This window comes from Escherichia whittamii, assembly GCF_014836715.1.
GTDB classification, from domain to species: domain Bacteria; phylum Pseudomonadota; class Gammaproteobacteria; order Enterobacterales; family Enterobacteriaceae; genus Escherichia; species Escherichia whittamii.
Genome location: NZ_JACSQI010000009.1, coordinates 65,162 through 91,798, shown reverse-complemented (window position 1 = coordinate 91,798; position 26,637 = coordinate 65,162). Strand labels below are relative to the sequence as shown.

21 protein-coding genes and 2 pseudogenes are annotated in these 26,637 nt (G+C 52.1%); 10 read left to right on the top strand and 13 right to left on the bottom strand.

Annotated features, from left to right (window positions below; all coding sequences use genetic code 11):
* Window positions 1-2: 2 nt before the first annotated feature.
* A complete protein-coding gene (locus H9644_RS14775; protein WP_064527643.1) occupies window positions 3-602 on the top strand; it encodes a hypothetical protein in 600 nt (199 codons plus the stop codon).
* A 191-nt stretch (window positions 603-793) separates the two neighbouring features.
* Here H9644_RS14775 and glpD read toward each other — a convergent pair whose 3' ends face one another.
* A complete protein-coding gene (gene glpD / locus H9644_RS14770) occupies window positions 794-2,299 on the bottom strand; it encodes a glycerol-3-phosphate dehydrogenase (RefSeq protein ID WP_105289352.1) in 1,506 nt (501 codons plus the stop codon).
* A gap of 189 nt (window positions 2,300-2,488) precedes the next feature.
* Between glpD and glpE the strand changes: the two genes are divergently transcribed.
* From glpE to H9644_RS14755, 3 genes are read left to right on the top strand one after another with little or no spacing between them, the layout of a single operon-like run.
* Entirely contained in the window at window positions 2,489-2,815 is a 327-nt protein-coding gene (gene glpE, locus H9644_RS14765; RefSeq protein ID WP_064527639.1) for a thiosulfate sulfurtransferase GlpE, read from the top strand.
* 44 nt (window positions 2,816-2,859) lie between these two features.
* Window positions 2,860-3,690: a rhomboid family intramembrane serine protease GlpG gene (gene glpG / locus H9644_RS14760; RefSeq protein ID WP_000928734.1), complete on the top strand. Its 831-nt coding sequence runs from the start codon at window positions 2,860-2,862 to the stop codon at window positions 3,688-3,690.
* 16 nt (window positions 3,691-3,706) lie between these two features.
* Complete coding sequence (locus H9644_RS14755; protein ID WP_064527637.1) at window positions 3,707-4,465, top strand: DeoR/GlpR family transcriptional regulator; 759 nt, start codon at window positions 3,707-3,709, stop codon at window positions 4,463-4,465.
* Here the strand turns inward: H9644_RS14755 and rtcR are convergent.
* Window positions 4,447-6,045, bottom strand: a complete 1,599-nt coding sequence (rtcR, locus tag H9644_RS14750; RefSeq protein ID WP_064527635.1) for a DNA-binding transcriptional regulator RtcR — start codon at window positions 6,043-6,045, stop codon at window positions 4,447-4,449. The genes H9644_RS14755 and rtcR overlap by 19 nt on opposite strands.
* Before the next feature lie 188 nt (window positions 6,046-6,233).
* Here rtcR and rtcB point away from each other — a divergent pair, with 188 nt between their 5' ends.
* Together rtcB and rtcA are read left to right on the top strand one after the other, a co-directional pair.
* Window positions 6,234-7,460, top strand: coding sequence for an RNA-splicing ligase RtcB (gene rtcB / locus H9644_RS14745; protein WP_064527633.1), 1,227 nt, complete (start codon window positions 6,234-6,236; stop codon window positions 7,458-7,460).
* A gap of 3 nt (window positions 7,461-7,463) precedes the next feature.
* On the top strand, window positions 7,464-8,480 hold the full coding sequence (rtcA, locus tag H9644_RS14740; protein ID WP_191775119.1) for an RNA 3'-terminal phosphate cyclase: 1,017 nt from the start codon (window positions 7,464-7,466) through the stop codon (window positions 8,478-8,480).
* A gap of 42 nt (window positions 8,481-8,522) precedes the next feature.
* Here rtcA and malT read toward each other — a convergent pair whose 3' ends face one another.
* A complete protein-coding gene (gene malT / locus H9644_RS14735) occupies window positions 8,523-11,228 on the bottom strand; it encodes an HTH-type transcriptional regulator MalT (RefSeq protein ID WP_105289353.1) in 2,706 nt (901 codons plus the stop codon).
* Between the two features lie 623 nt (window positions 11,229-11,851).
* Here malT and malP point away from each other — a divergent pair.
* The 3 genes from malP to H9644_RS14720 are packed head-to-tail and all read left to right on the top strand — an operon-like array spanning window position 11,852 to window position 16,743.
* Window positions 11,852-14,245 (top strand): maltodextrin phosphorylase, encoded by a 2,394-nt coding sequence (gene malP, locus H9644_RS14730; RefSeq protein WP_105289354.1) that lies wholly within the window; start codon window positions 11,852-11,854, stop codon window positions 14,243-14,245.
* A 9-nt stretch (window positions 14,246-14,254) separates the two neighbouring features.
* The gene (gene malQ, locus H9644_RS14725) at window positions 14,255-16,336 is read left to right on the top strand and encodes a 4-alpha-glucanotransferase (protein WP_064527628.1); all 2,082 of its coding nucleotides are present in this window, start codon (window positions 14,255-14,257) and stop codon (window positions 16,334-16,336) included.
* A gap of 53 nt (window positions 16,337-16,389) precedes the next feature.
* Window positions 16,390-16,743: a hypothetical protein gene (locus tag H9644_RS14720; protein ID WP_105289355.1), complete on the top strand. Its 354-nt coding sequence runs from the start codon at window positions 16,390-16,392 to the stop codon at window positions 16,741-16,743.
* A gap of 75 nt (window positions 16,744-16,818) precedes the next feature.
* On the opposite strand, the gene gntT is transcribed toward H9644_RS14720, so the two are convergent.
* The 3 genes from gntT to gntX all read right to left on the bottom strand — a co-directional run bounded on the left by gntT (window position 16,819) and on the right by gntX (window position 19,804).
* Window positions 16,819-18,135, bottom strand: coding sequence for a gluconate transporter (gene gntT / locus H9644_RS14715; RefSeq protein WP_191775117.1), 1,317 nt, complete (start codon window positions 18,133-18,135; stop codon window positions 16,819-16,821).
* A 351-nt stretch (window positions 18,136-18,486) separates the two neighbouring features.
* Window positions 18,487-19,062 carry a Fe-S biogenesis protein NfuA gene (nfuA, locus tag H9644_RS14710; protein ID WP_000619389.1) on the bottom strand — a complete coding sequence of 192 codons (576 nt, stop codon included), beginning with the start codon at window positions 19,060-19,062 and terminating at the stop codon, window positions 18,487-18,489.
* Window positions 19,063-19,120: 58 nt separating this feature from the next.
* The gene (gene gntX / locus H9644_RS14705; RefSeq protein WP_064527624.1) at window positions 19,121-19,804 is read right to left on the bottom strand and encodes a DNA utilization protein GntX; all 684 of its coding nucleotides are present in this window, start codon (window positions 19,802-19,804) and stop codon (window positions 19,121-19,123) included.
* 37 nt (window positions 19,805-19,841) lie between these two features.
* On the opposite strand from gntX, the gene bioH reads away from it, so the two are divergent.
* Window positions 19,842-20,612: a pimeloyl-ACP methyl ester esterase BioH gene (bioH, locus tag H9644_RS14700; RefSeq protein WP_064527622.1), complete on the top strand. Its 771-nt coding sequence runs from the start codon at window positions 19,842-19,844 to the stop codon at window positions 20,610-20,612.
* Window positions 20,613-20,640: 28 nt separating this feature from the next.
* Here the strand turns inward: bioH and H9644_RS14695 are convergent.
* The 7 genes and pseudogenes from H9644_RS14695 to H9644_RS21600 all read right to left on the bottom strand — a co-directional run.
* A pseudogene (locus H9644_RS14695) lies at window positions 20,641-20,874 on the bottom strand (transposase); the annotation flags it as partial.
* 53 nt (window positions 20,875-20,927) lie between these two features.
* The gene (locus tag H9644_RS14690; protein ID WP_064527620.1) at window positions 20,928-22,058 is read right to left on the bottom strand and encodes an RNA-guided endonuclease InsQ/TnpB family protein; all 1,131 of its coding nucleotides are present in this window, start codon (window positions 22,056-22,058) and stop codon (window positions 20,928-20,930) included.
* 114 nt (window positions 22,059-22,172) lie between these two features.
* Window positions 22,173-22,817 (bottom strand): annotated as a pseudogene (locus H9644_RS14685) (Rpn family recombination-promoting nuclease/putative transposase); the annotation flags it as partial.
* A 203-nt stretch (window positions 22,818-23,020) separates the two neighbouring features.
* Window positions 23,021-23,257, bottom strand: a complete 237-nt coding sequence (gene feoC / locus H9644_RS14680) for a [Fe-S]-dependent transcriptional repressor FeoC (protein WP_000157586.1) — start codon at window positions 23,255-23,257, stop codon at window positions 23,021-23,023.
* A gap of 10 nt (window positions 23,258-23,267) precedes the next feature.
* Window positions 23,268-25,589: a Fe(2+) transporter permease subunit FeoB gene (gene feoB / locus H9644_RS14675; protein WP_064527618.1), complete on the bottom strand. Its 2,322-nt coding sequence runs from the start codon at window positions 25,587-25,589 to the stop codon at window positions 23,268-23,270.
* Window positions 25,590-25,605: 16 nt separating this feature from the next.
* Window positions 25,606-25,833 carry a ferrous iron transporter A gene (gene feoA / locus H9644_RS14670; protein ID WP_001200455.1) on the bottom strand — a complete coding sequence of 76 codons (228 nt, stop codon included), beginning with the start codon at window positions 25,831-25,833 and terminating at the stop codon, window positions 25,606-25,608.
* Window positions 25,834-26,346: 513 nt separating this feature from the next.
* Window positions 26,347-26,637: S1 RNA-binding domain-containing protein (locus H9644_RS21600; protein ID WP_225221412.1), on the bottom strand; the 291-nt coding region annotated here is incomplete at its 5' end.

The window sequence follows — 26,637 nt, the reverse complement described above, 5'->3', positions numbered from 1 at the left end:
AGATGAACAAATTCAGACTTTATATTCCACCTGTCATTCTCGGCTTTGTTATCGTGCCGTTGTTGGTATGGCCGACGGTGGTTGCGCTGGCTGCTTGTGTTATCACATTGAGTTTTCTGGGGGAGATACTGTTCTCTATCCCGCTCATGATCAGGCGTATTTCACTTCTGGAATTACAACTTTGGTTATTGGCTGAATATACGCTTGCTTTCTGTGCAATGTGTTACGTCGGTTGGCAATTTGCCCGCAGAACACCATCGGAACTAAAAAACAGACCTCACTGTTGGCTGGTATTCACACCGGTCTATTTCTGGTTAATTCTCTGGAATATTATTTTTTATATTGCGCCAGAGAAGTCAGCTGTGCTGGAAAATATCCGCAAGTTCTTTCTGAGTGTTGTCTGGTTACCGCTGAATTTTTCGCCATTTTGGTCCCAACCCTGGACCGACTTTGTCGGTCCGATAAGCGCACAGCTTGGTTTTGCGTTGGGATATTACTGCCAGTGGCGCAGCAAAAACAGAAGTCAGGGGCAGAAGTGGAGCGAGTGGGGAACGTGCTTAAGTTTTGTTACGTTGGGTATGATGGCGTGGGCTTTGTCGTAATTCCCTGAATCCAAAAGTTGGTCAGATTGTTGACAAAGTGCGCTTAGTTCATGCCGGATGCGGCGTGAACGCCTTATCAGGCCTACAAAATCATGCAAATTCAATATATTGCATAAACCACGTAGGCCTGATAAGCGTAGCGCATCAGGCAGTTTTTGTGTTTGTCATCAGTCCAGCCCGCTTACGTTAAATCACGACGCCAGCGACAATTTCTGCTGCGTATACTCCAGCAACCACTGACTCACTCGAGACTGTTGTTCCGCATTCAGCCACATACCTTGTTTCGTGCGACGCCACAGGGCATCGTCGGCGCGGCGGACCCATTCATGATCCACCAGATATTTTAGCTCCGCTTCGTAGAACTCATGACCGAAATCTTCCCCGAGGTCGCTTATAGCCCCCGCATTGCCGAGCAGCAGCTCGCTGTTGCTGCCGTAGGTGCGTGCGTAATGACGTGCCAACGATTCGGTCAGGAACGGGTAACTGCGGCGCAGGCGGGCTGCGTAGTCGTCGCGGTCGCCTTCGATGGCGCCACCCGGTAACACACTCTCTTTCGTCCAGGCCGGGCCAATACCCTGATAATACGGTGTCAGTTTTTCCAGCGCGTGCTCTGCCAGTTTGCGGTATGTGGTCAGCTTGCCGCCAAATACCGACAACAGCGGCGCTTTGCCGTTTTCATCATGGATATCGAGCGTGTAATCACGGGTAATGGCCTGCGGCGAGTCGGATTCATCATCACAAAGCGGGCGCACACCGGAGTAGGTCCAGACGATATCGTCCCGGCTTAACTGCTTTTTAAAGTGCGTGTTATACACTTTCAGCAGGTAATTGATTTCACTCTCTTCAATCTTCACTGCTTTCGGGGAGCCTTTGTATTCCACATCGGTGGTGCCGATGATGGAAAACTCGTCCATCCACGGGATCACGAACACAATACGTTTATCTTCGTTTTGCAGAATGTAGGCTTGTTTTTGGGTATGTACGCGTGGCACCACAATATGGCTGCCTTTGATCAGGCGAATGCCATAAGGTGAAGGCAGATGCATGCCTTCGTCGAAGAACTGTTTCACCCACGGGCCGGTGGCATTAACCAGGCCGCGTGCCTGCCATGTGTATTTTTTGCCGGTATCGATATCTTCCGCTTCCACAATCCACATACCGTTTTCGCGGCGAGCAGACGTGGCGCGAGTACGGGTAAGTACTTCGCCGCCTTTACGCACCACCATCTGAGCGTTGGCGAGTACCAGACGGGCGTCGTCTACCCAGCAGTCGGAATATTCGAATCCGCGCGTAATTTCCGGTTTTAACACTGAATTTGCGCCAAAACGCAAACCGGTTGATCCCGGCAGACTGGTGCGTTTTCCCAGATGATCGTACATAAACAGACCAATACGAATCATCCACGCCGGGCGCAGATGCGGGCGATGCGGCAGGCGAAAACGCATCGGGAAGGCGATATGTGGAGCCATTTTCAGCAGCACTTCACGTTCAGCCAGCGCCTCGCTGACCAGACGGAATTCATAGTGTTCAAGGTAGCGCAGGCCGCCGTGAATGAGTTTTGAACTGGCGGAAGATGTCGCACAAGCAAGATCCTGCGCCTCCAGCATCAGCACGGATAAACCGCGTCCAGCGGCGTCTGCCGCGATACCAGCACCATTGATGCCGCCACCTATCACAATCAGATCTTTGGTTTCCATGCTGCCCTCATTCACTTTCGTTAAAGCTCATAAATGTTCGTTATCGAACATATTAGCAAAGAATCGCGCTTTAGGTAACATTGAAAAAACATTTTAGAGTGATATGTATAACATTATGGCGTTTATCTGCCGCTTCGACGTAAACTGGGCGGTAAATTTGCCCACTTGTTTGTAAAGAAAGAGAGACGCATGGATCAGTTCGAATGTATTAACGTTGCCGACGCGTACCAGAAGTTGCAGGAAAAAGAGGCGGTGCTGGTCGATATTCGCGATCCACAGAGTTTCGCAATGGGGCATGCGGCGCAGGCTTTTCATCTGACCAACGATACGCTGGGCGCGTTTATGCGTGATAACGACTTTGACACTCCGGTAATGGTGATGTGTTACCACGGTAACAGCAGCAAAGGCGCGGCGCAGTATCTGTTGCAACAGGGCTACGATATGGTCTACAGCATTGATGGCGGTTTTGAAGCCTGGCAGCGTCAGTTTCCCACAGAGGTGGCGTACGGCGCGTAAGGCTTTATACTGTCCCCTTTTGTGTGGAATAAGCGACAGCAACAATGTTGATGATTACCTCTTTTGCTAACCCCCGCGTGGCGCAGGCGTTTGTCGATTACATGGCGACGCAGGGTGTTATCCTCACGATTCAGCAACATAACCAAAGCGATGTCTGGCTGGCGGATGAATCCCAGGCCGAACGTGTGCGGGCGGAGCTGGCGCGTTTTCTCGAAAACCCGGCTGATCCGCGTTATCTCGCCGCCAGCTGGCAGTCAGGCCATACCGATAGTGGCCTGCATTATCGCCGTTATCCTTTCTTTGCTGCCTTGCGTGAACGTGCTGGCCCGGTAACCTGGGTGATGATGATCGCCTGCGTGGTGGTGTTTATCGCCATGCAAATCCTCGGCGATCAGGAAGTGATGTTATGGCTGGCCTGGCCATTTGATCCGACACTGAAATTTGAGTTCTGGCGCTACTTCACCCATGCGTTAATGCACTTCTCACTCATGCATATCCTCTTTAACCTGCTCTGGTGGTGGTATCTTGGCGGCGCGGTGGAAAAACGTCTCGGTAGCGGTAAGTTAATTGTCATTACGCTAATTAGCGCCCTGTTAAGCGGCTATGTGCAGCAAAAATTCAGTGGGCCGTGGTTCGGTGGACTTTCTGGCGTGGTTTATGCGCTGATGGGCTACGTCTGGCTGCGCGGCGAGCGCGATCCGCAAAGTGGCATTTACCTGCAACGTGGGTTAATCATCTTTGCGCTAATCTGGATTGTCGCCGGATGGTTTGATTTGTTTGGGATGTCGATGGCGAACGGAGCACACATCGCCGGGTTAGCCGTAGGTTTAGCGATGGCTTTTGTTGATTCGCTTAATGCGCGAAAACGAAAATAATTCCAGGGACTTGTAAATGAAACAAACACAACGTCACAACGGTATTATCGAACTGGTTAAACAGCAAGGTTATGTCAGCACCGAGGAACTGGTGGAGCACTTCTCCGTCAGCCCGCAGACTATTCGTCGCGACCTCAATGAACTGGCGGAGCAAAACCTGATCCTGCGCCATCATGGTGGTGCGGCGCTGCCTTCCAGTTCGGTTAACACGCCGTGGCACGATCGTAAAGCCACCCAGACCGAAGAAAAAGAGCGTATTGCTCGCAAAGTGGCGGAGCAAATCCCCAACGGCTCCACGCTGTTTATCGATATCGGCACCACGCCGGAAGCGGTGGCGCACGCGCTGCTCAATCACAGCAATTTGCGCATTGTCACCAACAATCTCAACGTTGCTAACACGCTGATGGTAAAAGAGGATTTTCGCATCATTCTTGCCGGTGGCGAATTACGCAGCCGTGACGGCGGGATAATCGGTGAAGCGACGCTCGATTTTATCTCCCAGTTCCGCCTCGACTTTGGCATTCTCGGGATAAGCGGTATTGACAGCGACGGCTCGCTGCTGGAGTTCGATTACCACGAAGTTCGCACCAAACGCGCCATTATTGAGAACTCGCGTCACGTGATGCTGGTTGTCGATCACTCGAAATTTGGCCGTAACGCAATGGTCAATATGGGCAGTATCAGCATGGTTGATGCCGTCTACACCGACGCCCCGCCGCCTGCGGGCGTGATGCAAGTGCTGGCGGACCACCATATTCAGCTGGAGCTGTGCTGATCCTGCACTTCCTCCCACGTCAGACCAAAACGCGCCAGGTATTTGCGTAGCCGATCCGCGTCGTTGACGCTGGCTTTGCCCTGGCGCGAAACGTCAAAAAGCTGACGTCCGGCAGCAGAAAGCGACTTTGCCTGGCGGCAGATAGCGATAACGTGTTCCAGTTGCAGTCTGTCAAAAAGGTCGATGTTTTCCGCCTCTGCGCCCAACAGTTGTGTAAGCGCCGAAGGATGACTTTCCTGCCAGTTATAGCGCAGACGATTAATCTCATCTTCTACGGTTTTAAGAGTGATTCGTCCACTTTCGGCAAACGTCGCCATCCGCGTAACGCTGGCAGAAAGTTCGCGAAAATTACCGCGCCATGTCGCCTGAGGCGATGTCGCAAAAGCCAGCCAGGCGCGCCGCGCTTCGGTGTTAAAGCGTACGTGGTCGCCAGTGAGCGAGGCGTGGCGCTCTACTTCATAATCCAGATTAGGTTCGATATCTTCCTGGCGCTGGCGTAGCCCTGGCAGGGTGAAGGTCCAGAGATTAATCCGTGCATACAGGTCTTCGCGAAACTTGCCTTCGGCAACCAGCTGGCGTAAATCGCGCACCGTACCGGCGATAAGCTGAAAATCACTGCTCACCTGGCGATCGCTGCCAAACGGGTAAAAGGTTTTCTCTTCAATGGCTTTCAGCAGCATTGCCTGTTCGTCCGCGCCCAGTTCGCCAATCTCATCGAGAAACAACATCCCGCCGTTGGCGCTACGTAGCAGCCCTTCCCGTGATTCCCGCGCCCCGGTGAACGCGCCTTTCACATGACCAAATAGCGCCGACATGGCGGTATCACCGCGCAAGGTGGCGCAGTTCACTTCCACAAACGCGCCGCTAAACTGATGCCGCGCCTGTTTTAACTCGAAGATGCGTCGCGCCAGAAACGACTTACCCGCACCAGTAGGGCCGTTAAGCAGAATTGGCGCGCGGGATTTGATCGCCACTTTTTCGATCTGCTCAATCATGCGGTTAAAGAGGGGGTTACGCGTAGCGATACCGGATTTGAGGAAATCGAGGGTTTGCTGGCGTTCTTCGGCAAAGCGGCTGGCGATAGCGTTATAACGGCTTAAATCGAGATCGATAATCGTCACTTCACCTGCGCTGCGCGGTTGTTCTTTTTTGCGCGGTGGTGAAGATTGTATCAAACGGGCGGGCAAGTAACGGGCTTCCGCCAGCAGAAACCAGCAAATCTGCGCGACGTGGGTGCCGGTGGTGATGTGAATTAAATAGTCTTCTTTATCAGGTTTAAAAGCGTAATGCCGGGCGAAATCATGCAGGCAGGCGTAAACCTCTTCGAAATCCCACGGGTTATGCAGTTCAATCTCAACGCCTACCACTTCTGTTTCTGGCGAAACGCTGGCGATATCGCGTTTAAGCGTTTCAAATAGCGAGCGCGAGCGGGCGTCATGCAACAATTCCAGCCGATCGATGACTAACGATTCTTGCTGGCATAAACAGAGCGTCGGGCGCCATTTTGACCAGCGTTGACTGCCGCGCCCGGCATAATCCAGCACGGTTCCGACAAAGCCAAAAGCCACTGTTTTACGCATCTTAGATATCCTTATAAAAGACGATATTTCATTATCGGTTAAGTGACTTTATAGAAAATCTCCGTTTACGGACTTTGTACTTTTAATTAAATAAAAACAAACAATTATAAAATTAATTCGCTGATTTAATTTTCTGGCACGACGGTTGCAATTATCAGGACAGCAAACAACGAAAAGAGAAAAACATAATGAATTACGAATTACTGACCACTGAAAATGCCCCGGTAAAAATGTGGACCAAAGGCGTACCGGTAGAAGCCGATGCGCGTCAGCAACTTATTAATACGGCGAAGATGCCGTTTATTTTCAAACATATTGCGGTAATGCCTGACGTGCACCTGGGTAAAGGTTCCACCATTGGTAGCGTGATCCCAACGAAAGGGGCGATTATTCCGGCGGCGGTGGGGGTGGATATCGGTTGTGGAATGAACGCGCTGCGTACCGCGTTAACGGCAGCGGACCTGCCTGAAAACCTGGCGGAGCTGCGTCAGGCGATTGAAACTGCCGTGCCGCACGGGCGTTCCAATAATCGTAGCCGTCGTGATAAAGGCGCATGGGAAAATCCGCCTGTTAACGTCGACGCTAAATGGGCCGAGCTGGAAGCCGGTTATCAGTGGTTAACGCAAAAATATCCGCGTTTCCTTAATACCAATAACTACAAACATCTGGGAACGCTGGGAACGGGTAACCACTTTATTGAAATCTGCCTAGATGAGTCTGACCAGGTGTGGATTATGCTGCACTCTGGTTCACGCGGAATCGGTAACGCCATCGGGACGTACTTTATCGATCTGGCACAAAAAGAGATGCAGGAAACGCTTGAAACGTTGCCGTCGCGTGATCTGGCGTACTTTATGGAAGGTACGGAATACTTTGATGATTACCTGAAAGCCGTGGCCTGGGCGCAATTATTCGCAAGTCTTAACCGCGATGCGATGATGGAAAACGTGGTAACGGCGTTGCAGAACATTACGCAGAAAACGGTGAGACTGCCGCAAACGCTGGCGATGGAAGAGATTAACTGTCACCACAACTATGTGCAAAAAGAGCAGCACTTTGGCGAAGAAATCTATGTAACGCGTAAGGGCGCGGTGTCTGCGCGTGCCGGGCAGTACGGAATTATTCCCGGTTCGATGGGAGCGAAAAGCTTTATCGTCCGTGGGCTGGGAAATGAAGAGTCATTCTGTTCGTGTAGCCACGGTGCCGGGCGGGTAATGAGCCGTACCAAAGCGAAAAAACTGTTCAGCGTGGAAGATCAAATTCGTGCCACCGCTCATGTGGAATGCCGTAAAGATGCCGAAGTGATCGACGAAATTCCGATGGCGTATAAAGATATTGATGCGGTGATGGCGGCACAAAGCGATCTGGTGGAAGTTATCTACACCCTGCGTCAGGTGGTGTGCGTAAAAGGATAAATGATGAAAAGGATGATTGCGCTGGATGGCGCACAAGGCGAAGGTGGCGGGCAGATCCTGCGCTCGGCGCTGAGTCTGTCGATGATAACCGGCCAGCCATTTACCATCACCGGCATTCGTGCCGGGCGGGCGAAACCGGGGCTGTTGCGCCAGCATCTGACCGCAGTAAAGGCGGCGACGGAAATTTGCGGGGCAACGGTAGAAGGCGCGGAACTGGGGTCGCAACGTCTGGTCTTCCGGCCCGGCACCGTGCGCGGCGGCGATTACCGCTTTGCTATCGGTAGCGCCGGAAGTTGTACGTTGGTGCTGCAAACGGTGCTGCCCGCGCTGTGGTTTGCCGATGGGCCATCGAGTGTTGAAGTGAGCGGAGGCACCGATAACCCGTCGGCGCCGCCTGCGGATTTTATCCGCCGGGTGCTGGAGCCGCTGCTGGCGAAAATAGGAATTCATCAGCAAACCACATTATTACGCCACGGTTTTTACCCTGCCGGAGGCGGCGTGGTGGCAACGGAAGTCTCGCCCGTGGCATCGTTTAACACCTTGCAACTTGGCGAGCGCGGAAACATTGTGCGCCTGCGTGGTGAGGTGTTATTAGCTGGCGTGCCGCGCCATGTTGGTGAGCGCGAAATCGCTGCGTTGGCAGCGAGTTTTTCTCTGCATGAGCAGACTATTCAGTCATTGCCGCGCGATCAGGGACCGGGTAATACCGTCTCGCTTGAAGTCGAAAGTGAAAATATTACCGAACGCTTTTTTGTCGTCGGTGAAAAACGTGTCAGTGCCGAAGTGGTAGCCGCGCAGTTGGTGAAAGAGGTGAAACGTTACCTGATAAGCCCGGCGGCGGTGGGGGAATATCTCGCTGACCAGCTTGTGTTACCGATGGCGCTGGCGGGCGCGGGAGAGTTTACGGTCGCCCATCCTTCATGCCATCTGCTGACCAATATCGCCGTGGTGGAGCGTTTCTTGCCGGTGCGGTTTGGTCTGATAGAAACAGACGGCGTAACGCAGGTGAGCGTTGAATGATGTAAAGATGTAAGCCGGAACCGACGCGTTATCCGGCTAAACTCACACTCCATACCCCATCATCTTCAGCAGTTTCTGTGCATGTTGCACGGCAGCCTGACGATGGGCCACGCCGAGTTTCTGATACAGATTACGGATATGCGTCTTGATGGTGGTCGCCGCCACTTCCAGCTCGCCTGCAATTTGTTCGTTACTGTAACCGGAGTAAATCAGCCCCAGTACCTGCCATTCGCGTTGGGTCAGCGGACTGGTACGGATCAATTCTGGTACTTCCGGATGATTTAGCAGACGTTCAACGAAACTCTCATCGAAATGGGCGAATTTATGTCGATGATGTTGATTGATTTCCCGCAGAATACGCTGCGCGCGGTGCTGTTCCAGTTCCGGCAGCGTATTGAGCTGAATCAGCTGACGTAACTGCTGCGCCATCGCTTCGCCTTCAATAACAAAATGACTGATAAATCCGGTGCGATTCGCCAGTTTTAATGCATCCAGCAACACTCGCTGGGCGTCGCTTTTACGCCCGGCTTGCCAGTACAACTGATTGAGTAAAAGCAGGTTACGGTTGAGATCGCTCATTAACCGCAGACTACGGGCGTTTTCGTTCAGTTCTTCGAGGACTATTTCCGCAGGTTCAAACTCGCCCAGCAAGATTTGTGCACGGGCAATGTTGCGCCATTGACCTTGCAGGAAGTGGTTGTTAGCAAACTCCGGTTTGGCTGTGTGACGCAACCAGTTGGCAGCTGCCGCTTTATCGCCGGTCATCTGCCAGTAAATCACGCGAACTTTGTTGGCGTTAGAGATCCAGTCGCTGTGGTATTTGCCATTTCCCAGCAGGTTTTCCAGACGGTTTAGCTGGCTACGGGCATTATCTAAATCGCCACGGGCCAGCGAGCATTGAATTAACATTGCCAGGCACTGAAGCTGTTGCTGCGGCTGATAAGATGACAAGACTTCAATCCCGCTTCGCGCTGAGGCTTCTGCTTCATCCAGCCGCGCCCAGGCCCATAGCAGCTGTGCACGGATGCGCACCAGAAACTCATGCATCGGCAACTGTTCCAGATGCTGCTCGTTAATCAACTGGAACGCTTTTTCCTGCGTTTCCCACGCAGTTTGCAAGAACCCCTGGGCAAACAGAATTTCACTTTGCTGGATTAAACTCCACAAGGCGTAGTGCCAGACATCATGCTGACGCGCCATTTGCTCGGTTTGCTGCATAAGCGCCAGCGAGCGGGTAAGTTCACCTTTACAGTGCAACACTTCGCCAAGTACGGAGGTCGCGACAATGCGACTGTAGAACCAGCCCGGAGGCAGTTCTTCCAGTGCCTGTTTTGCCAGCCGTTCGGCTTCTTCCGGATTACCGTCGTTAATGGCGACCTGGGCGCGCAGAGCGTTAAATTCTGCGTGCATGGTGCCTTCTCTGATGCCCTGGATTTCGTGTTCGGCTCGTGCCAGCAGGGTATTTACTTCGCCGTAGCGATGCTGACTTTGCATCAACCAGGCCTGCAACAACACCAGTTGCGGATTTTCCAGCAGACTGTCCCACGGCAGGGCTTTGAGTGACTCTTCCAGCAGCGAAAGTTCACTGTGGTTGAACAGGCTCCAGGCATGATTAAGCAGAATATCGCGCAGCATTAGCGCGTCGCCCGCGGCCAGTGCATGATGGATGGCTTCGCTTGGGAAGCCCTGAGTCATCCAGCTTTCTGCGGCGGCACGATGAATTTCGGGCAGTTCCGCCGCCAGTTCCCACTGGCAGCGCTGGCGCAGGAAGTTGCCAAACAATGGGTGATAGCAGAACCACTCGCCGGTATCATCCATCCTTTGCAGAAACAGCCCCTGACGCTCAATCTCTTCAAGGCGCATTTGCCCGTTTTCTTCGCCGGTAACACGGGTGATGAGTGCATCGTTCATTGAACGCAAAATGGCGCTTTTCAACAGAAAATGGCGCGTCGCCAGATCAACGTTATCCAACACTTCATCGACCAGATAATCAGAAAGATGACTGGCATTAATGCCCGCCAGGCGACGTGCAGATTTGTGCGCAGAGTGGGTATTCTGCCGGACGGAGAGGGCGATTAATTGTAAAGCCGTTGCCCAGCCAGAAACGTCATCGCAAATCCGGCTACTTTCAGCGGCTTCAATGGGTGAAGACAGACGGCAATCAAAAAACTGCTTGGCTTCCTGGTGGGTAAATGCCAGTTGCTGGCTGCCAATTTCCAGCAGTTGGTCACGTACACGCAAATTGGCAATACCCAGTTGCGGAAGATTTCGCGATAAAACCACCAGGGTCAGATTTTCCGGCTGATGGCGAATAAAGAAGCGCATTGACTCGTGAATCACGGGGTTAGTGATCAGATGATAATCGTCAATAACCAGGTAGAGCGGCTGGTGCCATTCTGCCAGTTCGATAAACAGTTGGGCAAAAAGTGAGGATAGATTGGCATATTGCCGCTTTTGCGCCATCACTTCACTGGCGGGGCAATGCCCGTTGGTTGCCTGTTGAATTGCGGCAATCAGGTAGCTGGCGAACCGCTCTTGCTGGTTATCGCCGTCATCCAGCGAGTACCAGCCCAAATCGTTTTTGCCTGCCGCCCATTGGGATATGAGCGTTGTCTTTCCGTAGCCCGCAGGGCTTGTGATCAGCACCAGCCTGAAGTTGTTCGCGCCGGAAAGTTTAGCCAGCAGGCGTTCACGAACCACGGTATGGTCGAGTCGAACCGGGCGACTTAATTTTGACGGAATCAGCATAGTTAATCACTTCACTGTGGAAATTGAGGAAATATTATTTTTTTTGCGCTTCGTAATTAATGGTTATAAGGTCGGCCAGAAATCTGTGCAATGCAAGCGATGACGGTTTTTTATGTGTCTGAATTTGCACTCTGTCACAATTCAAAACCTTTATTAATGATTCACCTAAAAACTACGCTGATACAGCGTAGATACTGGATCTTATGGTGTTTTCTCGTGATTCAAAAGCGTTATTAAAGCAATGATGCTTCCTTAATTCATGATGAAAGGTCTATCTAAAAAGATGAACTTAATAAATCTATTAAGAATGAAATGAATCACGATTGGTATTTCATTACTGAAACTATTTCGCTGCTTTACTTGATTTATAGAGTGACTTTCCGCTTTTTGATAATACGCAATGGCCCTTTCTTACTGTTAATCGTCGGTTTTCTGCGTTCTTTGGCACTGGGTCGATGCTTTTGCAGTTGATTGCACTACCTTTAAGTGGTCGCGATCACATTTTCTTGCTCATCCCCGTCACTCCTCCCCGCCTAATCCCCCGTAGGATGAGGAAGGTCAACATGGAGCCTGGCAAACTAACGATAACGTTGTGTTTAATGTCTAAGAAAACTGGAACTCCTATGTCACAACCCATTTTTAATGAAAAGCAATTTCAGGAAGCCCTGTCACGTCAATGGCAGCGTTATGGTTTAACTTCTGCAGCTGAGATGACCCCTCGTCAGTGGTGGCAGGCAGTGAGTGAAGCTCTGGCGGAAATGTTGCGTGCCCAGCCTTTTGCCAAACCGACGGCGAATCAGCGCCATGTCAACTACATCTCAATGGAGTTTTTGATTGGTCGTCTGACGGGCAACAACCTGTTAAATCTCGGTTGGTATCAGGCTGTTCAGGATTCGCTGAAATCCTATGACATCAACCTGACAGATCTGCTGGAAGAAGAGACTGACCCGGCGTTGGGCAACGGCGGTCTGGGCCGTCTGGCGGCATGTTTCCTCGACTCAATGGCGACCGTCGGACAGTCCGCAACAGGCTATGGCCTGAACTATCAATATGGTTTGTTCCGTCAGTCATTTGTTGACGGTCAACAGATGGAAGCGCCAGATGACTGGCATCGCGGTAACTATCCGTGGTTCAGCCATAATGAAGCGCTTGATGTGCAGGTTGGGATTGGTGGCAAGGTCACGAAAGACGGACGTTGGGAGCCTGCATTTACCATTACCGGCCAGGCGTGGGATTTGCCTGTACTGGGCTACCGAAACGGTGTGGCGCAGCCGCTGCGTTTATGGCAGGCGACGCATGCGCATCCGTTTAACCTCACCAAATTCAACGACGGCGATTTCCTGCGTGCTGAACAACAGGGCATCGACGCTGAAAAACTGACCAAAGTTCTCTATCCAAACGACAACCACACCGCGGGTAAAAAACTGCGTCTGATGCAGCAATATTTCCAGTGTGCCTGTTCGGTAGCAGATATTCTGCGCCGTCATCATCTGGCGGGGCGTAAGTTGCACGAACTGGCAGATTACGAAGTCATTCAGCTCAACGATACCCACCCAACTATCGCTATTCCAGAACTGCTGCGCGTGCTGATTGATGAGCATCAGATGAGCTGGGATGACGCCTGGGCTATCACCAGCAAAACTTTCGCTTACACCAATCATACCCTGATGCCAGAAGCACTTGAGTGCTGGGATGAAAAATTGATTAAAGCGCTGCTGCCGCGCCATATGCAGATAATCAATGAAATTAACAACCGCTTTAAGAAACTGGTGGAAAAAAACTGGCCTGGCGACAAAGCGGTTTGGGCGAAACTGGCGGTGGTACATGACAAACAAGTTCGCATGGCCAATATGTGCGTGGTAAGCGGTTTCGCGGTGAACGGTGTAGCGGCGCTGCACTCGGATCTGGTGGTGAAAGACTTGTTCCCGGAATATCACCAGCTGTGGCCGAACAAATTCCATAACGTTACAAACGGCATTACCCCACGTCGCTGGATCAAACAGTGCAACCCGGCACTGGCGGCGCTGCTCGATAAATCGCTGAAAAAAGAGTGGGCTAATGATCTCGATCAGCTGATTAATCTGGAAAAATTCGCGGATGACGCGAAATTCCGCCAGCAATATCGCGAGATCAAACAGGCGAATAAAGTGCGTCTGGCGGAGTTTGTGAAAGTCCGTACCGGTATTGAAATCAATCCTCAGGCGATTTTCGATATACAGATCAAACGCCTGCACGAGTACAAACGCCAACACCTGAACCTGCTACATATTCTGGCACTGTACAAAGAGATCCGCGAGAACCCACAAGCCGATCGCGTGCCGCGCGTGTTCCTGTTCGGAGCGAAAGCGGCACCGGGCTACTACCTGGCGAAGAACATTATCTTTGCGATCAACAAAGTGGCAGATGTGATCAACAACGATCCACAGGTGGGCGACAAGCTGAAGGTCGTGTTCCTGCCAGACTATTGTGTATCTGCGGCGGAAATGCTGATCCCGGCGGCGGATATCTCCGAACAGATCTCCACCGCAGGTAAAGAAGCTTCTGGTACTGGCAATATGAAACTGGCGCTTAACGGTGCGCTCACTGTCGGTACGCTGGATGGTGCAAACGTAGAGATTGCTGAGAAAGTCGGTGAAGAGAACATCTTTATCTTCGGTCATACCGTCGAGCAGGTTAAGGCGCTGAAAGCGAAGGGCTACGACCCGGTAAAATGGCGGAAGAAAGATAAGGTCCTAGATGCGGTATTGAAAGAGCTGGAAAGCGGCAAATATAGCAATGGCGATAAACACGCTTTTGACCAGATGCTGCATAGTATCGGCAAACAAGGCGGCGATCCGTATCTGGTAATGGCGGACTTTGCGGCTTATGTCGAAGCGCAAAAACGCGTGGATGTGCTGTACCGCGACCAGGAGGCCTGGACTCGCGCGGCGATCCTCAATACCGCTCGCTGCGGTATGTTCAGCTCGGATCGCTCAATCCGTGATTATCAGGCTCGTATCTGGCAGGCAAAACGCTAAGGAAGCGCGATGGAAAGCAAACGTCTGGACAAAGCCGCGTTGGCGGCGGGGATCAGCCCCAATTACATCAATGCCCACGGAAAACCGCAGTCGATTAGCGCCGAAACCAAACGGCGTTTGCTTGATGCGATGCATCAAAGTGCCGCCACGAAAGTGGCGGTAACACCAGTGCCAAATGTCATGGTGTATACCGCCGGGAAAAAAATGCCAATGGCGGTAGAGGGCAGCGGCGAATATAGCTGGCTGCTGACCACCGAAGAAGGAACGCAGTACAAAGGTCATGTGAGCGGTGGTAACGCGTTCAATCTACCGGCAAAACTGCCGGAAGGTTATCACACGCTGACGCTTGCTCAGGATGAACAGCGTGCTCATTGTCGGGTGATTGTCGCACCTAAACGCTGCTACGAACCGCAGGCTTTGCTCAACAAGCAAAAGCTGTGGGGCGCTTGCGTTCAGCTTTATACGCTGCGCTCGGAAAAAAACTGGGGCATTGGCGATTTTGGCGATCTCAAAGCGATGTTGGTGGATGTGGCAAAACGCGGTGGATCGTTTATCGGCCTGAATCCGATTCATGCGCTGTACCCGGCAAACCCGGAAAGCGCCAGCCCATATAGCCCGTCATCTCGCCGTTGGCTGAACGTGATTTATATCGACGTCAACGCCGTTGAAGATTTTCAGCTTAGTGAAGAGGCACAGGCCTGGTGGCAGATGCCGACCACGCAACAGACGCTGCAACAGGCGCGGGATGCCGACTGGGTCGATTACTCTACCGTCACCGCACTGAAAATGACGGCGCTGCGGATGGCGTGGAAAGTCTTCGCGCAACGTGATGATGAACAAATGGCAGCATTTCGCCAGTTTGTAGCTGAACAGGGCGACAGCCTGTTCTGGCAGGCGGCGTTTGACGCGCTACATGCCCAACAAGTGAAAGAAGATGAAATGCGCTGGGGCTGGCCAGCATGGCCCGAGATGTATCAGAACGTAGATTCGCCAGAAGTGCGTCAGTTCTGCGAAGAACATCGCAATGACGTCGATTTTTATCTCTGGTTGCAGTGGCTGGCTTACAGCCAGTTTGCCGCCTGCTGGGAGATAAGCCAGGGCCATGAAATGCCCATTGGCTTGTATCGTGACCTGGCGGTTGGTGTAGCAGAAGGTGGAGCAGAAACCTGGTGCGACCGCGAGTTGTATTGTCTGAAAGCGTCGGTTGGCGCGCCACCGGATATCCTCGGCCCGTTGGGGCAGAACTGGGGATTACCGCCGATGGACCCGCATATCATCACCGCGCGCGCCTATGAACCGTTTATCGAGCTGCTGCGCGCCAATATGCAAAACTGCGGCGCGTTGCGAATTGACCATGTGATGTCGATGCTGCGTTTGTGGTGGATACCGTATGGCGAGACGGCGGATCAGGGCGCGTATGTTCACTATCCGGTGGATGATCTGCTCTCTATTCTGGCGCTTGAAAGTAAGCGCCATCGCTGCATGGTAATTGGCGAAGATCTCGGCACCGTACCAGTAGAGATTGTCGGTAAGCTGCGCAGCAGCGGTGTGTACTCCTACAAAGTGCTCTATTTCGAAAGCGATCACGAGAAGACGTTCCGCGCACCAAAAGCGTATCCGGAACAGTCGATGGCGGTCGCGGCGACGCACGACCTGCCTACGCTTCGCGGCTACTGGGAGAGCGGGGATTTAACGCTGGGCAAAACGCTGGGGCTGTACCCGGATGAAGCCGTGCTGCGCGGTTTGTATCAGGATCGCGAACTGGCGAAGCAAGGGCTACTGGATGCACTGCATAAATACGGTTGTCTGCCTAAACGCGCTGGGCATAAGGCGTCGCTAATGGCGATGACGCCGACGCTTAATCGTGGTTTGCAGCGCTACATTGCCGACAGTAACAGCGCTCTGTTAGGGCTACAGCCGGAAGACTGGCTGGATATGGCGGACCCGGTGAATATCCCCGGCACCAGCTACCAGTACAAAAACTGGCGACGTAAGCTTTCTGCAACGCTTGAGACGATGTTTGCCGATGATAGTGTGAACAAGTTGATTAAGGATCTGGACAAGCGGCGCAGGTTGGTCGCGAAGAAGTAATTGAGGAAGTGCCTGGTACACGTTGCCAGGCTTTTTTTTCAAGGAAAAAAGTTATGGACATATCAGTCAAAGCAGACCTTGAAGATAAGATAAAACAAAAATATACGATTGGGGATTATGAATTTGATGCAGTAAATAAATGCTTTTGGGGTGATGCAGAAATCGAATTGTATCTCTATGAAGTAGATACAGATATCTGGCGAAGCTGCGATGTATGGTATTTTGATGGCTATGAAAATCAATTATCCGATCATGAGACCGAAGATCTTGTTTTCTTTGGTGATAAGGCTTCTGTAAAGAGTAAAGCCATTGAAAAATTTAATGAAAATCCCCCGGAGTTTATGGGGTACAAGATATTTTATAGAAATATAGCCATTGTCTTCGAAACGCGAAGGCACCTGTTATAAGCGACGCAGAGTGGCAGCGAAGAAGAAGTAGAGTGCGGTTGATGCCGGATGCGCCACATCCGGCAGTCAGTGTTATCAAATCACCATATTCAGCAGCAGACAGCCTACCAGACCGCACACCGAGATAATGGTTTCCAGCATCGACCAGGACTTAATGGTCTCGCCGATAGTCAGGTTAAAGTACTCTTTGAACAGCCAGAAGCCTGGATCGTTCACGTGCGAGAAAATCACACTACCGGAACCAACCGCAATAACCATCAGCTCTGGGCTAACGCCTGTCGTTGCAATCAGCGGCGCAGCGATACCACCCGCAGTGATTGCCGCAACGGTTGCGGAACCCAGCGCGATACGCAGTACGGCAGCAATCGACCAGGCCATCAGCAGCGGAGAAATGTTGGTTTCGTGCATCATGGAAGCAATGTATTTGTCCACGCCGCTGTCTACCAGCACCTGCTTGAACGCACCGCCACCACCGATGATCAACAGCATCATCGCAATGATTTTGATGGAAGAAACCAGCGTGTCGTTAATCTGATCCATTGAACGACCACGGTTCAGACCAAAGGTGAACATCGCGATCAGCACGGCAATCAGCGTTGCCATTACCGGGTCACCGAGGAACTCCGCCACCGGCAGGAAAGCGTGACCTTTCGGCAGGATCATTTCGGCAATCGCACGCATCGCCATCAGCACAACCGGCACCAGAGAGGTCCAGACGCTGACGCCAAAGCCTGGCATCTCTTCTTCGCTAAAGGTTTTCGCGCTGTACAGACCTTCCGGGATCGGCTTATCAATACCTTTCAGCACGCGAGCGTAAACCGGACCCGCGAGAATAACGGTCGGGATTGCCAGAATGGTGCCGTACAGCAGGGTTTTACCCATATCGGCATTGAAAATGGTGGCAATCGCAGTCGGGCCCGGATGCGGCGGCAGGAAGCCGTGGGTCACAGACAGTGCAGCCGCCATTGGTACACCAACATACAGCAGTGGAATATTTGCAGCAGCAGCGATAGTGAACACCAGAGGCAGCATCAGTACGAAGCCTACTTCATAGAACAGGGCAAAACCGACGGTAAAACCGGTTAATACCACTGCCCACTGGATGTGTTTTTTACCAAATTTGGCAATCAGCGTGGTGGCGATACGTTGTGCGCCGCCACAGTCTGCCAGCATTTTGCCCAGCATCGCACCAAAGCCCATGATCAGGGCAAGGCTACCGAGCGTCCCGCCGACACCGGCTTTGATAGAGCCAATAACTTTATCCAGCGGCATCCCTTGCATTAATCCAACAGCAAGCGCCACCAGGACGAGAGCGATGAAGCCGTTCATTTTGAAGCGGATCATCAGGAGTAATAACAAGATTACACCGATAGCAACAATGACTAATGGCATGATTTACCTGGCCTTTAATTTGTTATGGGTAACGTCAGGTTTCTGACGACAAATCCTGGTTGTCCCAACTGGGAACAGAGATATAACGGCACCACGGCTGATGACCCCTAAAACGTATTAGTGTAGTCAGATGTTATGAGTGTGTTTGGTGCCCATGCGAATGATACGGGTAACATTGTGTGCTTGAGAATCACCAGAGCGGGGTAAATTTAAATTATGAGAGGTTGGTCATATTATCGCGGGGAAACTTAGGGATTGGATTTGCCGAGGCAATGTAGCGCTAACGCCTGACAGACGGCCCGATAAGACGCTTTAGCGTCGCATCGGGCAATCTACAAAAGAGAGGATAATTTAGTAGTAAGAGTGTTCGCCGCGCTGGTGTTCTGTGAGATCGCGGACACCTTTCAGTTCCGGGAATTCGTTCAGCAACTGCTTTTCGATCCCTTCTTTCAGCGTTACATCGACCATTGAACAACCGTTACAGCCGCCGCCAAATTGCAGAATGGCGTAGCCGTCTTCGGTGATTTCCATCAGCGAAACGCGACCACCGTGACCGGCAAGTTGCGGGTTGATCTGCGATTGCAGCATATACTCCACACGCTCCATCAGAGGCGCGTCGTCAGCCACTTTACGCATTTTGGCGTTCGGGGCTTTCAGCGTCAGCTGAGAACCCAACTGGTCGGTAACAAAGTCGATCTCTGCATCTTCCAGGTATGGCGCGCTCAACTCATCAACATACGCAGTCAGCAGGTCAAATTTCAGGGCGGTGTCGGTGGCTTCCACAGCGTCCGGCGGACAATAAGAAACGCCACATTCAGCGTTAGGCGTGCCGGGGTTAATCACAAATACGCGGATTTGTGTCCCTTCTTCCTGGTTTGCCAGCAGTTTGGCAAAGTGCGCTTGTGCAGCATCGGAAATACGGATCATAGTAATGGCCTAATAGTTGACTATTTTAGTTGGTTATAATACGCCCATCATCGAGGCTCTACAAGGTTCGACAAAGGCACCAGACCTGGACAGTCGCCGCACCATTGCGTAAAAGCAACTGCGCAATCTCTGCGACGGTACTTCCGGTGGTGACGACATCATCCACAATCACCATATGGCGACCTTGCACAGGCAATTCAAGGCGAAAGGCATTTTTCAGGTTGCGCTTGCGCAGACGGGCGCTGAGAAAATGCTGGGTCGCGGTGGCCCGTGTTCGTGTGACGGCTTCGCTATCCCATTGGCAGTGCAACCAGCGTGATAACGGCTGACACAGCAAATCGCTCTGATTAAATCCCCGACGCCAGTGACGCCGCTGCCATAACGGAACGCTGATGATGCGATCCGGCAGTTGCAACCCGGTGGTGCGACGAGCGTGTAAGACTTCCAATAGTAACAGACGTGCCAGGGCGCTGGCGATTTCACTGCGCCGCGAAAACTTAAGCTGGTGGATAAGCGGGCTTAATGGCGGCGTGTAGTTGGCGACCGTGACCAGTCTTTGCCACGGCGGCGGTTTTTGCAGGCAGCGACCGCAGGGAAGATGTGAGTATGTTGCCGGTAACCCACATTGCGGGCATAACGTTTCATGTTTACGGGCGGCACAAGAGCAGACCGAACAAATTCCCCAATGACCTAACGCCAAAGGCATTCGGCATAGCCAGCATAATCCTGGTACTGTTAGCATATGTTCATCCTTGTTAGTCAAAAGAGAACAATAGCGGATGAATAACATCTGGTGGCAGACCAAAGGTCAGGGGAATGTTCATCTTGTGCTGCTGCACGGATGGGGACTGAATGCCGAAGTGTGGCGTTGCATTGACGAGGAACTTAGCTCGCATTTTACGCTGCACCTTGTTGATCTGCCCGGCTTCGGGCGCAGTCAGGGATTTGGTGCGATGTCGCTTGCTGACATGGCGGAAGTCGTGCTGCAGCAGGCACCGGATAAAGCTATTTGGTTAGGCTGGAGCCTGGGCGGGCTGGTGGCAAGCCAGATTGCGTTAACCCATCCCGAGCGCGTTCAGGCGCTGGTCACCGTGGCGTCGTCGCCGTGTTTCAGTGCTCGTGACGGCTGGCCGGGGATAAAACCGGACGTGCTGGCTGGTTTCCAGCAGCAACTCAGTGAAGATTTTCAGCGTACGGTGGAACGATTCCTTGCGTTACAAACCATGGGGACAGAAACGGCACGCCAGGATGCGCGAGCGCTGAAGAAAACTGTTCTGGCATTACCGATGCCGGAGGTTGACGTGCTCAATGGTGGGCTGGAAATTCTGATAACGGTCGATCTCCGTCAGCCGCTGCAACACGTACCCATGCCGTTTTTACGATTGTATGGTTATCTCGACGGTCTGGTGCCGCGCAAAGTGGTGCCGATGCTGGATGAACTCTGGCCGCACAGCGAGTCATATATCTTCGCCAAAGCGGCCCATGCGCCGTTTATTTCGCATCCGGACGAGTTTTGTCAGCAGCTGGTGGCGTTGACGCAGAGGGTGTAGGCAGCATTTGAAATGGCGAGGCAGAACTTTACTGACTCGCCGCAGCCAACTCTTCTTCTGACACCCCAGTAAAGCGCATGATGTCCGCAAGAGGGACTCCGGACTCAAGCATTATTTTGGCTATATGCAAGGCTTTGGATTGCTCCCCCTCCTGCCGCAATCTTTCCGCAATAGTCATTAAACTCTCCTTGTGTTTTGGTGAATGTTCAGCAACGCCGTCGATAAAATCGTTAAAACGTACCGCATCGCCGGTTTGCAGTATTTGACTTACTCCCAGCCCAAATGGGCGGGGATTCTTGTTTCGCGGAGCCGAACCTAAGCCGCGTTAAGCGGTTTAGGAATTACAGGCTCTCCACAAGCTAACACGGCGAGTCCCGCCGCTTTTATATTACGGGCCGCATTGATATCACGGTCATGATCTGCGCCGCATTCAGGGCAGTGCCATTTCCGCACATCAAGAGGCATTTTTTGCATGGTGAAGCCACAACAGCTACAGCGTTTTGAGGACGGGAAAAATGGGGCGATTGCGACTACTGACCGCCCTGCCCATTCGCCTTTGTACCGGAGCTGGCGCACCAGTTCGCTCCAGCTCGCGTCTGCTATCGCTTTGGATAGCGACGGGTTGCGGATCATGTTTTTCACCTTAAGAGATTCGACGCAAACAACCTGGTTTTCGTTAATCAGTTTGCGGGTTGTCTTGTGCAAGGCATCCAGCCGGCAATCGGCAATTTTCGCGTGGAGTCGGGCCACCTTTAAGCGGGCTTTGGCGCGGTTCTTCGAGCCTTTGGCCTTTTTGCTTAGTCGGCGCTGTAGCAGCGCCAGGCGTGCCGCGTATTTAGCGGTATGGCGGGGATTGCTTTGTCTGAATCCGGCATCAGTGACGAACAAATCTTTTAAACCAACATCAATACCGACCGTTTTAGCGGTGATCGGCAGTGATACAGGTTCAAACTCGCAGAGGCAGGACACGAAATATCGTCCGGCAGCGTCTCTGGAAATGGTGATCGAGGATGGCGCAGACGGTAGAGCGCGACTCCAGCGCACATCTAACGGCGCTTTGCTCTTTGCCATATACAGCTTGCCATCACGGTATTTAAACGCCGTATTCATGAAGGTAGCGGCCTGTTTATGGCGCTTGCTTTTGAATGTCGGGTATTTGGCACGTCCAGCGAAGAAGTTTGAAAACGCTGTTTGTTGGTGACGTATGGCTTGCTGGAGCGGCACGGCTGATACATCGCCCAGCCATGAATATTCTGGCATGGCTTTAATCGCAGTCAGCCGCTTATCGGCTTGAGGATAGCCGATCTTCTCCTGCCGTTCGTACCAGGCGTCAGTGCGCCAGCGGAGAATCGAGTTATAGACAAAACGCACGCACCCGAACGTTTGAGCCAAAAGCTCAACCTGATCGGGTGTTGGATAGAATCTGTATTTATAGGCGCGTTTCATAGTCTTACTAAATACTCTGAAATTTGTAAGTCGTATTAATGAAGGTCAAAAATGTTACGTAGTTACCGCGCTTATATCCCCGCCCGATAGGGCGAGGCTTTACGCGCAATATCGGTAATTAAACAGCCCTTTGATTTGTCTGTCATTAGCGTACCCACTACTTAATAAGCAGGCCATTTGCTCTACCAGCCCCATCAGGTCGCGTTGGCGTATATGTTTTTGAATTAACTCCAGCAACGCCATGCGTCGGTGCAGCATGATTTCATCATCAGGCATGACGGTGACATCAATCAGCGGAAATGCAGAGGCATAGAGCTGTCTCGCCAGTTTGGGGTCGGCGAAACAATCCAGCCAACACAGTGAATAGGGATAGGGGCTTTCAATGCCGTGGTAAAACAACAATGGCACCACCATCGGCAACGTTTTGTATCCGGCATCAAGGTGGTTTTGCATTGCGGCAATGGCGTAACGCATCATGCGAAAAGCGATCAGTTTGTTTGAGGTGCTTTGATGTTCAATCAGACAATAGATATATCCCGGTCCTTGCTCCGTTTTCACCGACCACAGCACGTCGGAATAGCTTTCACGCAGATCGTCATCAATAAAGCTGCTCGACTCCAGCTTGAGGGTTTTCATATCACAGAGCGCGTGAATGGATGCCGGTAAATGGAACGCAAGAAAATCACGCGCCGTGTCTGGTTGGCGTAAAAAGAGTTTGAATAGCGCGTCGTGTGGGGTAGAACTCTGCTTTTTGCTCATGGCGTTCCTTCACCTGTTTTCTTTGAATTCCGCGACTCTACGCGCTGCTCCACATCTACGCATTAGCCAGTTGTCATCCCTGCGAGGCGCTTTCAGAGGAATTTACGCCATGCTGCAAGAGTTGCATTTTTATGGAAAACCGCACGCAAAAAAGCCCGGTTGCAAAAGCATACCGGGCTTTCAAAACAGGCAGTGAAACAAGGTTAACGCAACGCCCACCACTCACGCAGACAGGCTTTGCCTTCCGGGCAGCTTTTACAACTGCCAGAGAGGCAGCCGTCAGGTTCTTCCTGAATCCGCACCGCTTTGCCCATACTTTCCAGCTGTTGCAGCATGGCGTTAATCATTGGCTGTGGAGTGTTCAATGTCTGGCTTATCTGGGCCGCTTCCATACGGCCCCGTAACGCCAGCAAATCACGCACCTGAATGAGCGAAGCCATTGCTGTATCCTTAGTGGCAATCGCCGGTGGTGCTGGCTGCACAGCAACTGCTTACCGATTTGCGCGTTGCCAGCAGTTCGATATCTACCCGGCTACGCGCGCGGCGCAGCAAACCGATAACAACGATGTTAAACAGGATAACCGCCAGAATGCATACCAGACTGTAGGTTGGGTGCTGGCTGTAGCTGGCAACCTGATAGAACAACGTTGCCAGCGAGTAAGCGATATTCAGCCCCCACAGGATGGAGAAGCCCATCCAGCCACGGCTTGATTCACGAGCAATAGCACCCATCACCGAGATGCACGGTACATACAGCAGAACGAAAATCAGATAGCTGTATGCTGCAGCCGCGCTGCCAAATTTTTCATCCATCACGCCCATCGCTCCGGTACCCATTTCGCCGTCTCCTTTGCTGGCTTCAATTGGGTTCATCAGTACGCTAAGACTGAAGGTGTCTTTCAGGCTCTGCCAGGTTTCATCAACCGCGCTGAACAGCTCTTCACCGAGGTTAAATTCTGCCGGATTGAACTCTTCGTCCTGAATATTTTCTGCGGTGTAGAGGGTGTTGAGCGTACCCACCACCACTTCTTTCGCCATTGCGCCCGTGAACAGGCCAACCGTTGCCTGCCAGTTATCTTCATGTACGCCAATCGGTTTGAAGACAGGGGTGATCACACGGCTAACGGAAGCCAGCGCCGAATCGTTGATGTTATCGACGATTTTCCCGCTCAATGAGAAGCTGTTGAAGGCGCTAAGGAAAATGCTGACGATGATGATCACTTTACCTGCGCGCATCACGAAGCCTTTCAGACGCTGCCAGGTCTGGATAATCAGACTCTTAACGTGTGGCACGTGGTAGACCGGCAGTTCCATGACAAACGGCGTCGCTTCACCGCGCATGATGGTGTACTTGAGCATCAGGCCAGTCAGCACCGCCATCACAATACCAAGCATATACAGCGAGAAGACTGCCAGCGCGCCATTCTGTCCGAAGAAGGCTGCTGCAAAGACCGCGAAGATAGCCAGACGCGCGCCGCAGGACATAAACGGGGCCATCATAATGGTCATCAGGCGTTCACGCGGAGCATCAAGAGTTCGTGCACCCATCACCGACGGCACGTTACAACCGAAGCCGACGATCAACGGCACAAAGGATTTCCCCGGCAAGCCCAACGCTTGCATCAAACGGTCCATCACAAATGCCGCGCGCGCCATATACCCTGAGTCTTCGAGGAAGGAGAGGAACAGGTACATCATGCCGATCTGCGGCACCAGCGGCAGCACGGTGTTAATACCACCCCCCAGGCCCTGGGCGAGGAAGATAGTCAGCCAGTCCGGGAAGTGGAGCGTATAGCCAATCCACTGAATACCATGCACAAACAGCGCTACGGAACCAACGTCAAACAACGGCTGTAACGCACCGCCGATGTTGATAGCCAGCAGGAACATCAGGTACATCACAAAGAGGAAGATCGGCAGGCCGAGGAAACGGTTGAGCACGATTTTATCCACTGCCGTGGTGAAGCGACTGGGTTCTGCCGTCAGCGTGTTGCTTACCACATCGCAGATAGCAGCAATACACTGGTAACGCGCATCGGCAATATGCAGTGCCGGATCGTCCATCTCATTACGCAGACGGGCGAGGGCGGCATCCAGATGCTGCGACGCTTCACCGGCGTAAGCGCGGCTGTAAATATCACCTTCCAGCATTTGCAGGCCCAGCCAGCGACGCTGTTTGAGCGGGATGTTGGACGGCATCACTTTTGCCAGTGAGTCGGCTTCGTTGAGCAGCGGCTGGGCGTAATGCACCAGCTCCACATTTTCGTTGGCTTTATAGCGATCGATCGCCAGCTTGAGCGCTTCGATACCGCGGCCACGCGTGGAAACCAGCGGGATCACCGGGCAGCCAAGACGTGCCGACAGCGCATCAATTTCAATACGAATATTTTGCTTCTCGGCAATGTCGAGCATGTTCAGCGCTACGATGCAGGGAATGCCGAGTTCCAGCAGTTGCAGCGTCAGGTAAAGGTTACGCTCAAGGTTTGACGCATCCACCACGTTAATCAGCAGGTCGGCGTCGCCACTCAAAATGTAGTGGCAGGCGATTTGCTCGTCCAACGACGTCTGAGATGAAATGGTGGTCAGAGAATAGGTGCCGGGTAGATCCACCAGCGTGACCTGATGATCGGTGGTAGAGAACAGACCCTCTTTACGTTCGACGGTAACGCCAGCCCAGTTTCCTACACGCTGACGTGCGCCGGTGAGCTGGTTAAATAAGGTTGTCTTGCCAGAATTTGGATTACCAATTAAGCCAATGGTTAATTTTTTCATTGTTATTCTCACTGTATTAACAGGAAACCGCTTCCACTTCTAATAAGGCCAGATCTTTTTTGCGTAATACCAGGCTCACACGACGGGTTTCGATATGAATGGGGTCGCCAAGTGGGGCAACGCGCACCACGTTGAACGAGGAGCCAGGTAACATGCCCAGAGAAAGCAGTTTCTGACGATATGCCGGGCTGATTTCACGGGAAAAGCCAGTGATTTTCCACGCAGTATCTGGAGTGTATTGCATAGGTGCCTACTTGTTTCTCATTAACTGGATAACTACCTCATGGGGCGTTTGACAGCGACATGGGACCAGATGATTTGCCAACGAAGGAGAGATTAAATAATCAACAGTACAATGATAATGAGAATGGTTTCTATCAGCAATACTTAAAATGTGTGCGAATGTTGGTTTAGATAATAATCTGCCTCAATGTTGATGTGGCTCAAGGTTATATCTGGGTCGAAATAAAATTCGAATGGCGAATTATTAAGGTGGGTTAATGTTTGTTTAAGGTTTCAGTTGTTAATGCCGTGATAAATATTGGCGGGAATATGTTGTGCGTTTAGATGTGAAATAAAAATGCAGGAAATAATCTCCTGCATTTTTATGTCAGGCAAGATGCTCGTTGTGAGTTGCCAGATGCGGCGTGAACGCCTTATCTGGCCTACGATTTCGCACAAATTTAAATAACAATGATTGAACCGTAGGCCCGATAAGCTTGCTCATCGGCAAGTTTACGTTTGCCCATCGAGGCGTTTAACGCTTTTTGCCCATTGCTGCTGCCAGCGCATCCATCATTGCGCTATTACCGGCAGTCTGCGCTTCACGACTGCGTGGTTTGGCTGCCGTGCGGCTGTTTTGCGGGCGATCGTTACCGCCGCCGCGACGGGCGTTGGTTTCGCCAGGCTGCTCGTCCAGACGCATGGTCAGGGCGATACGTTTACGCTGAAGATCCACTTCCAGCACTTTCACCTTCACAATGTCGCCCGCTTTCACCACGGTATGCGGATCTTCCACAAACTTGTTCGACAGGGAAGAGATGTGAAC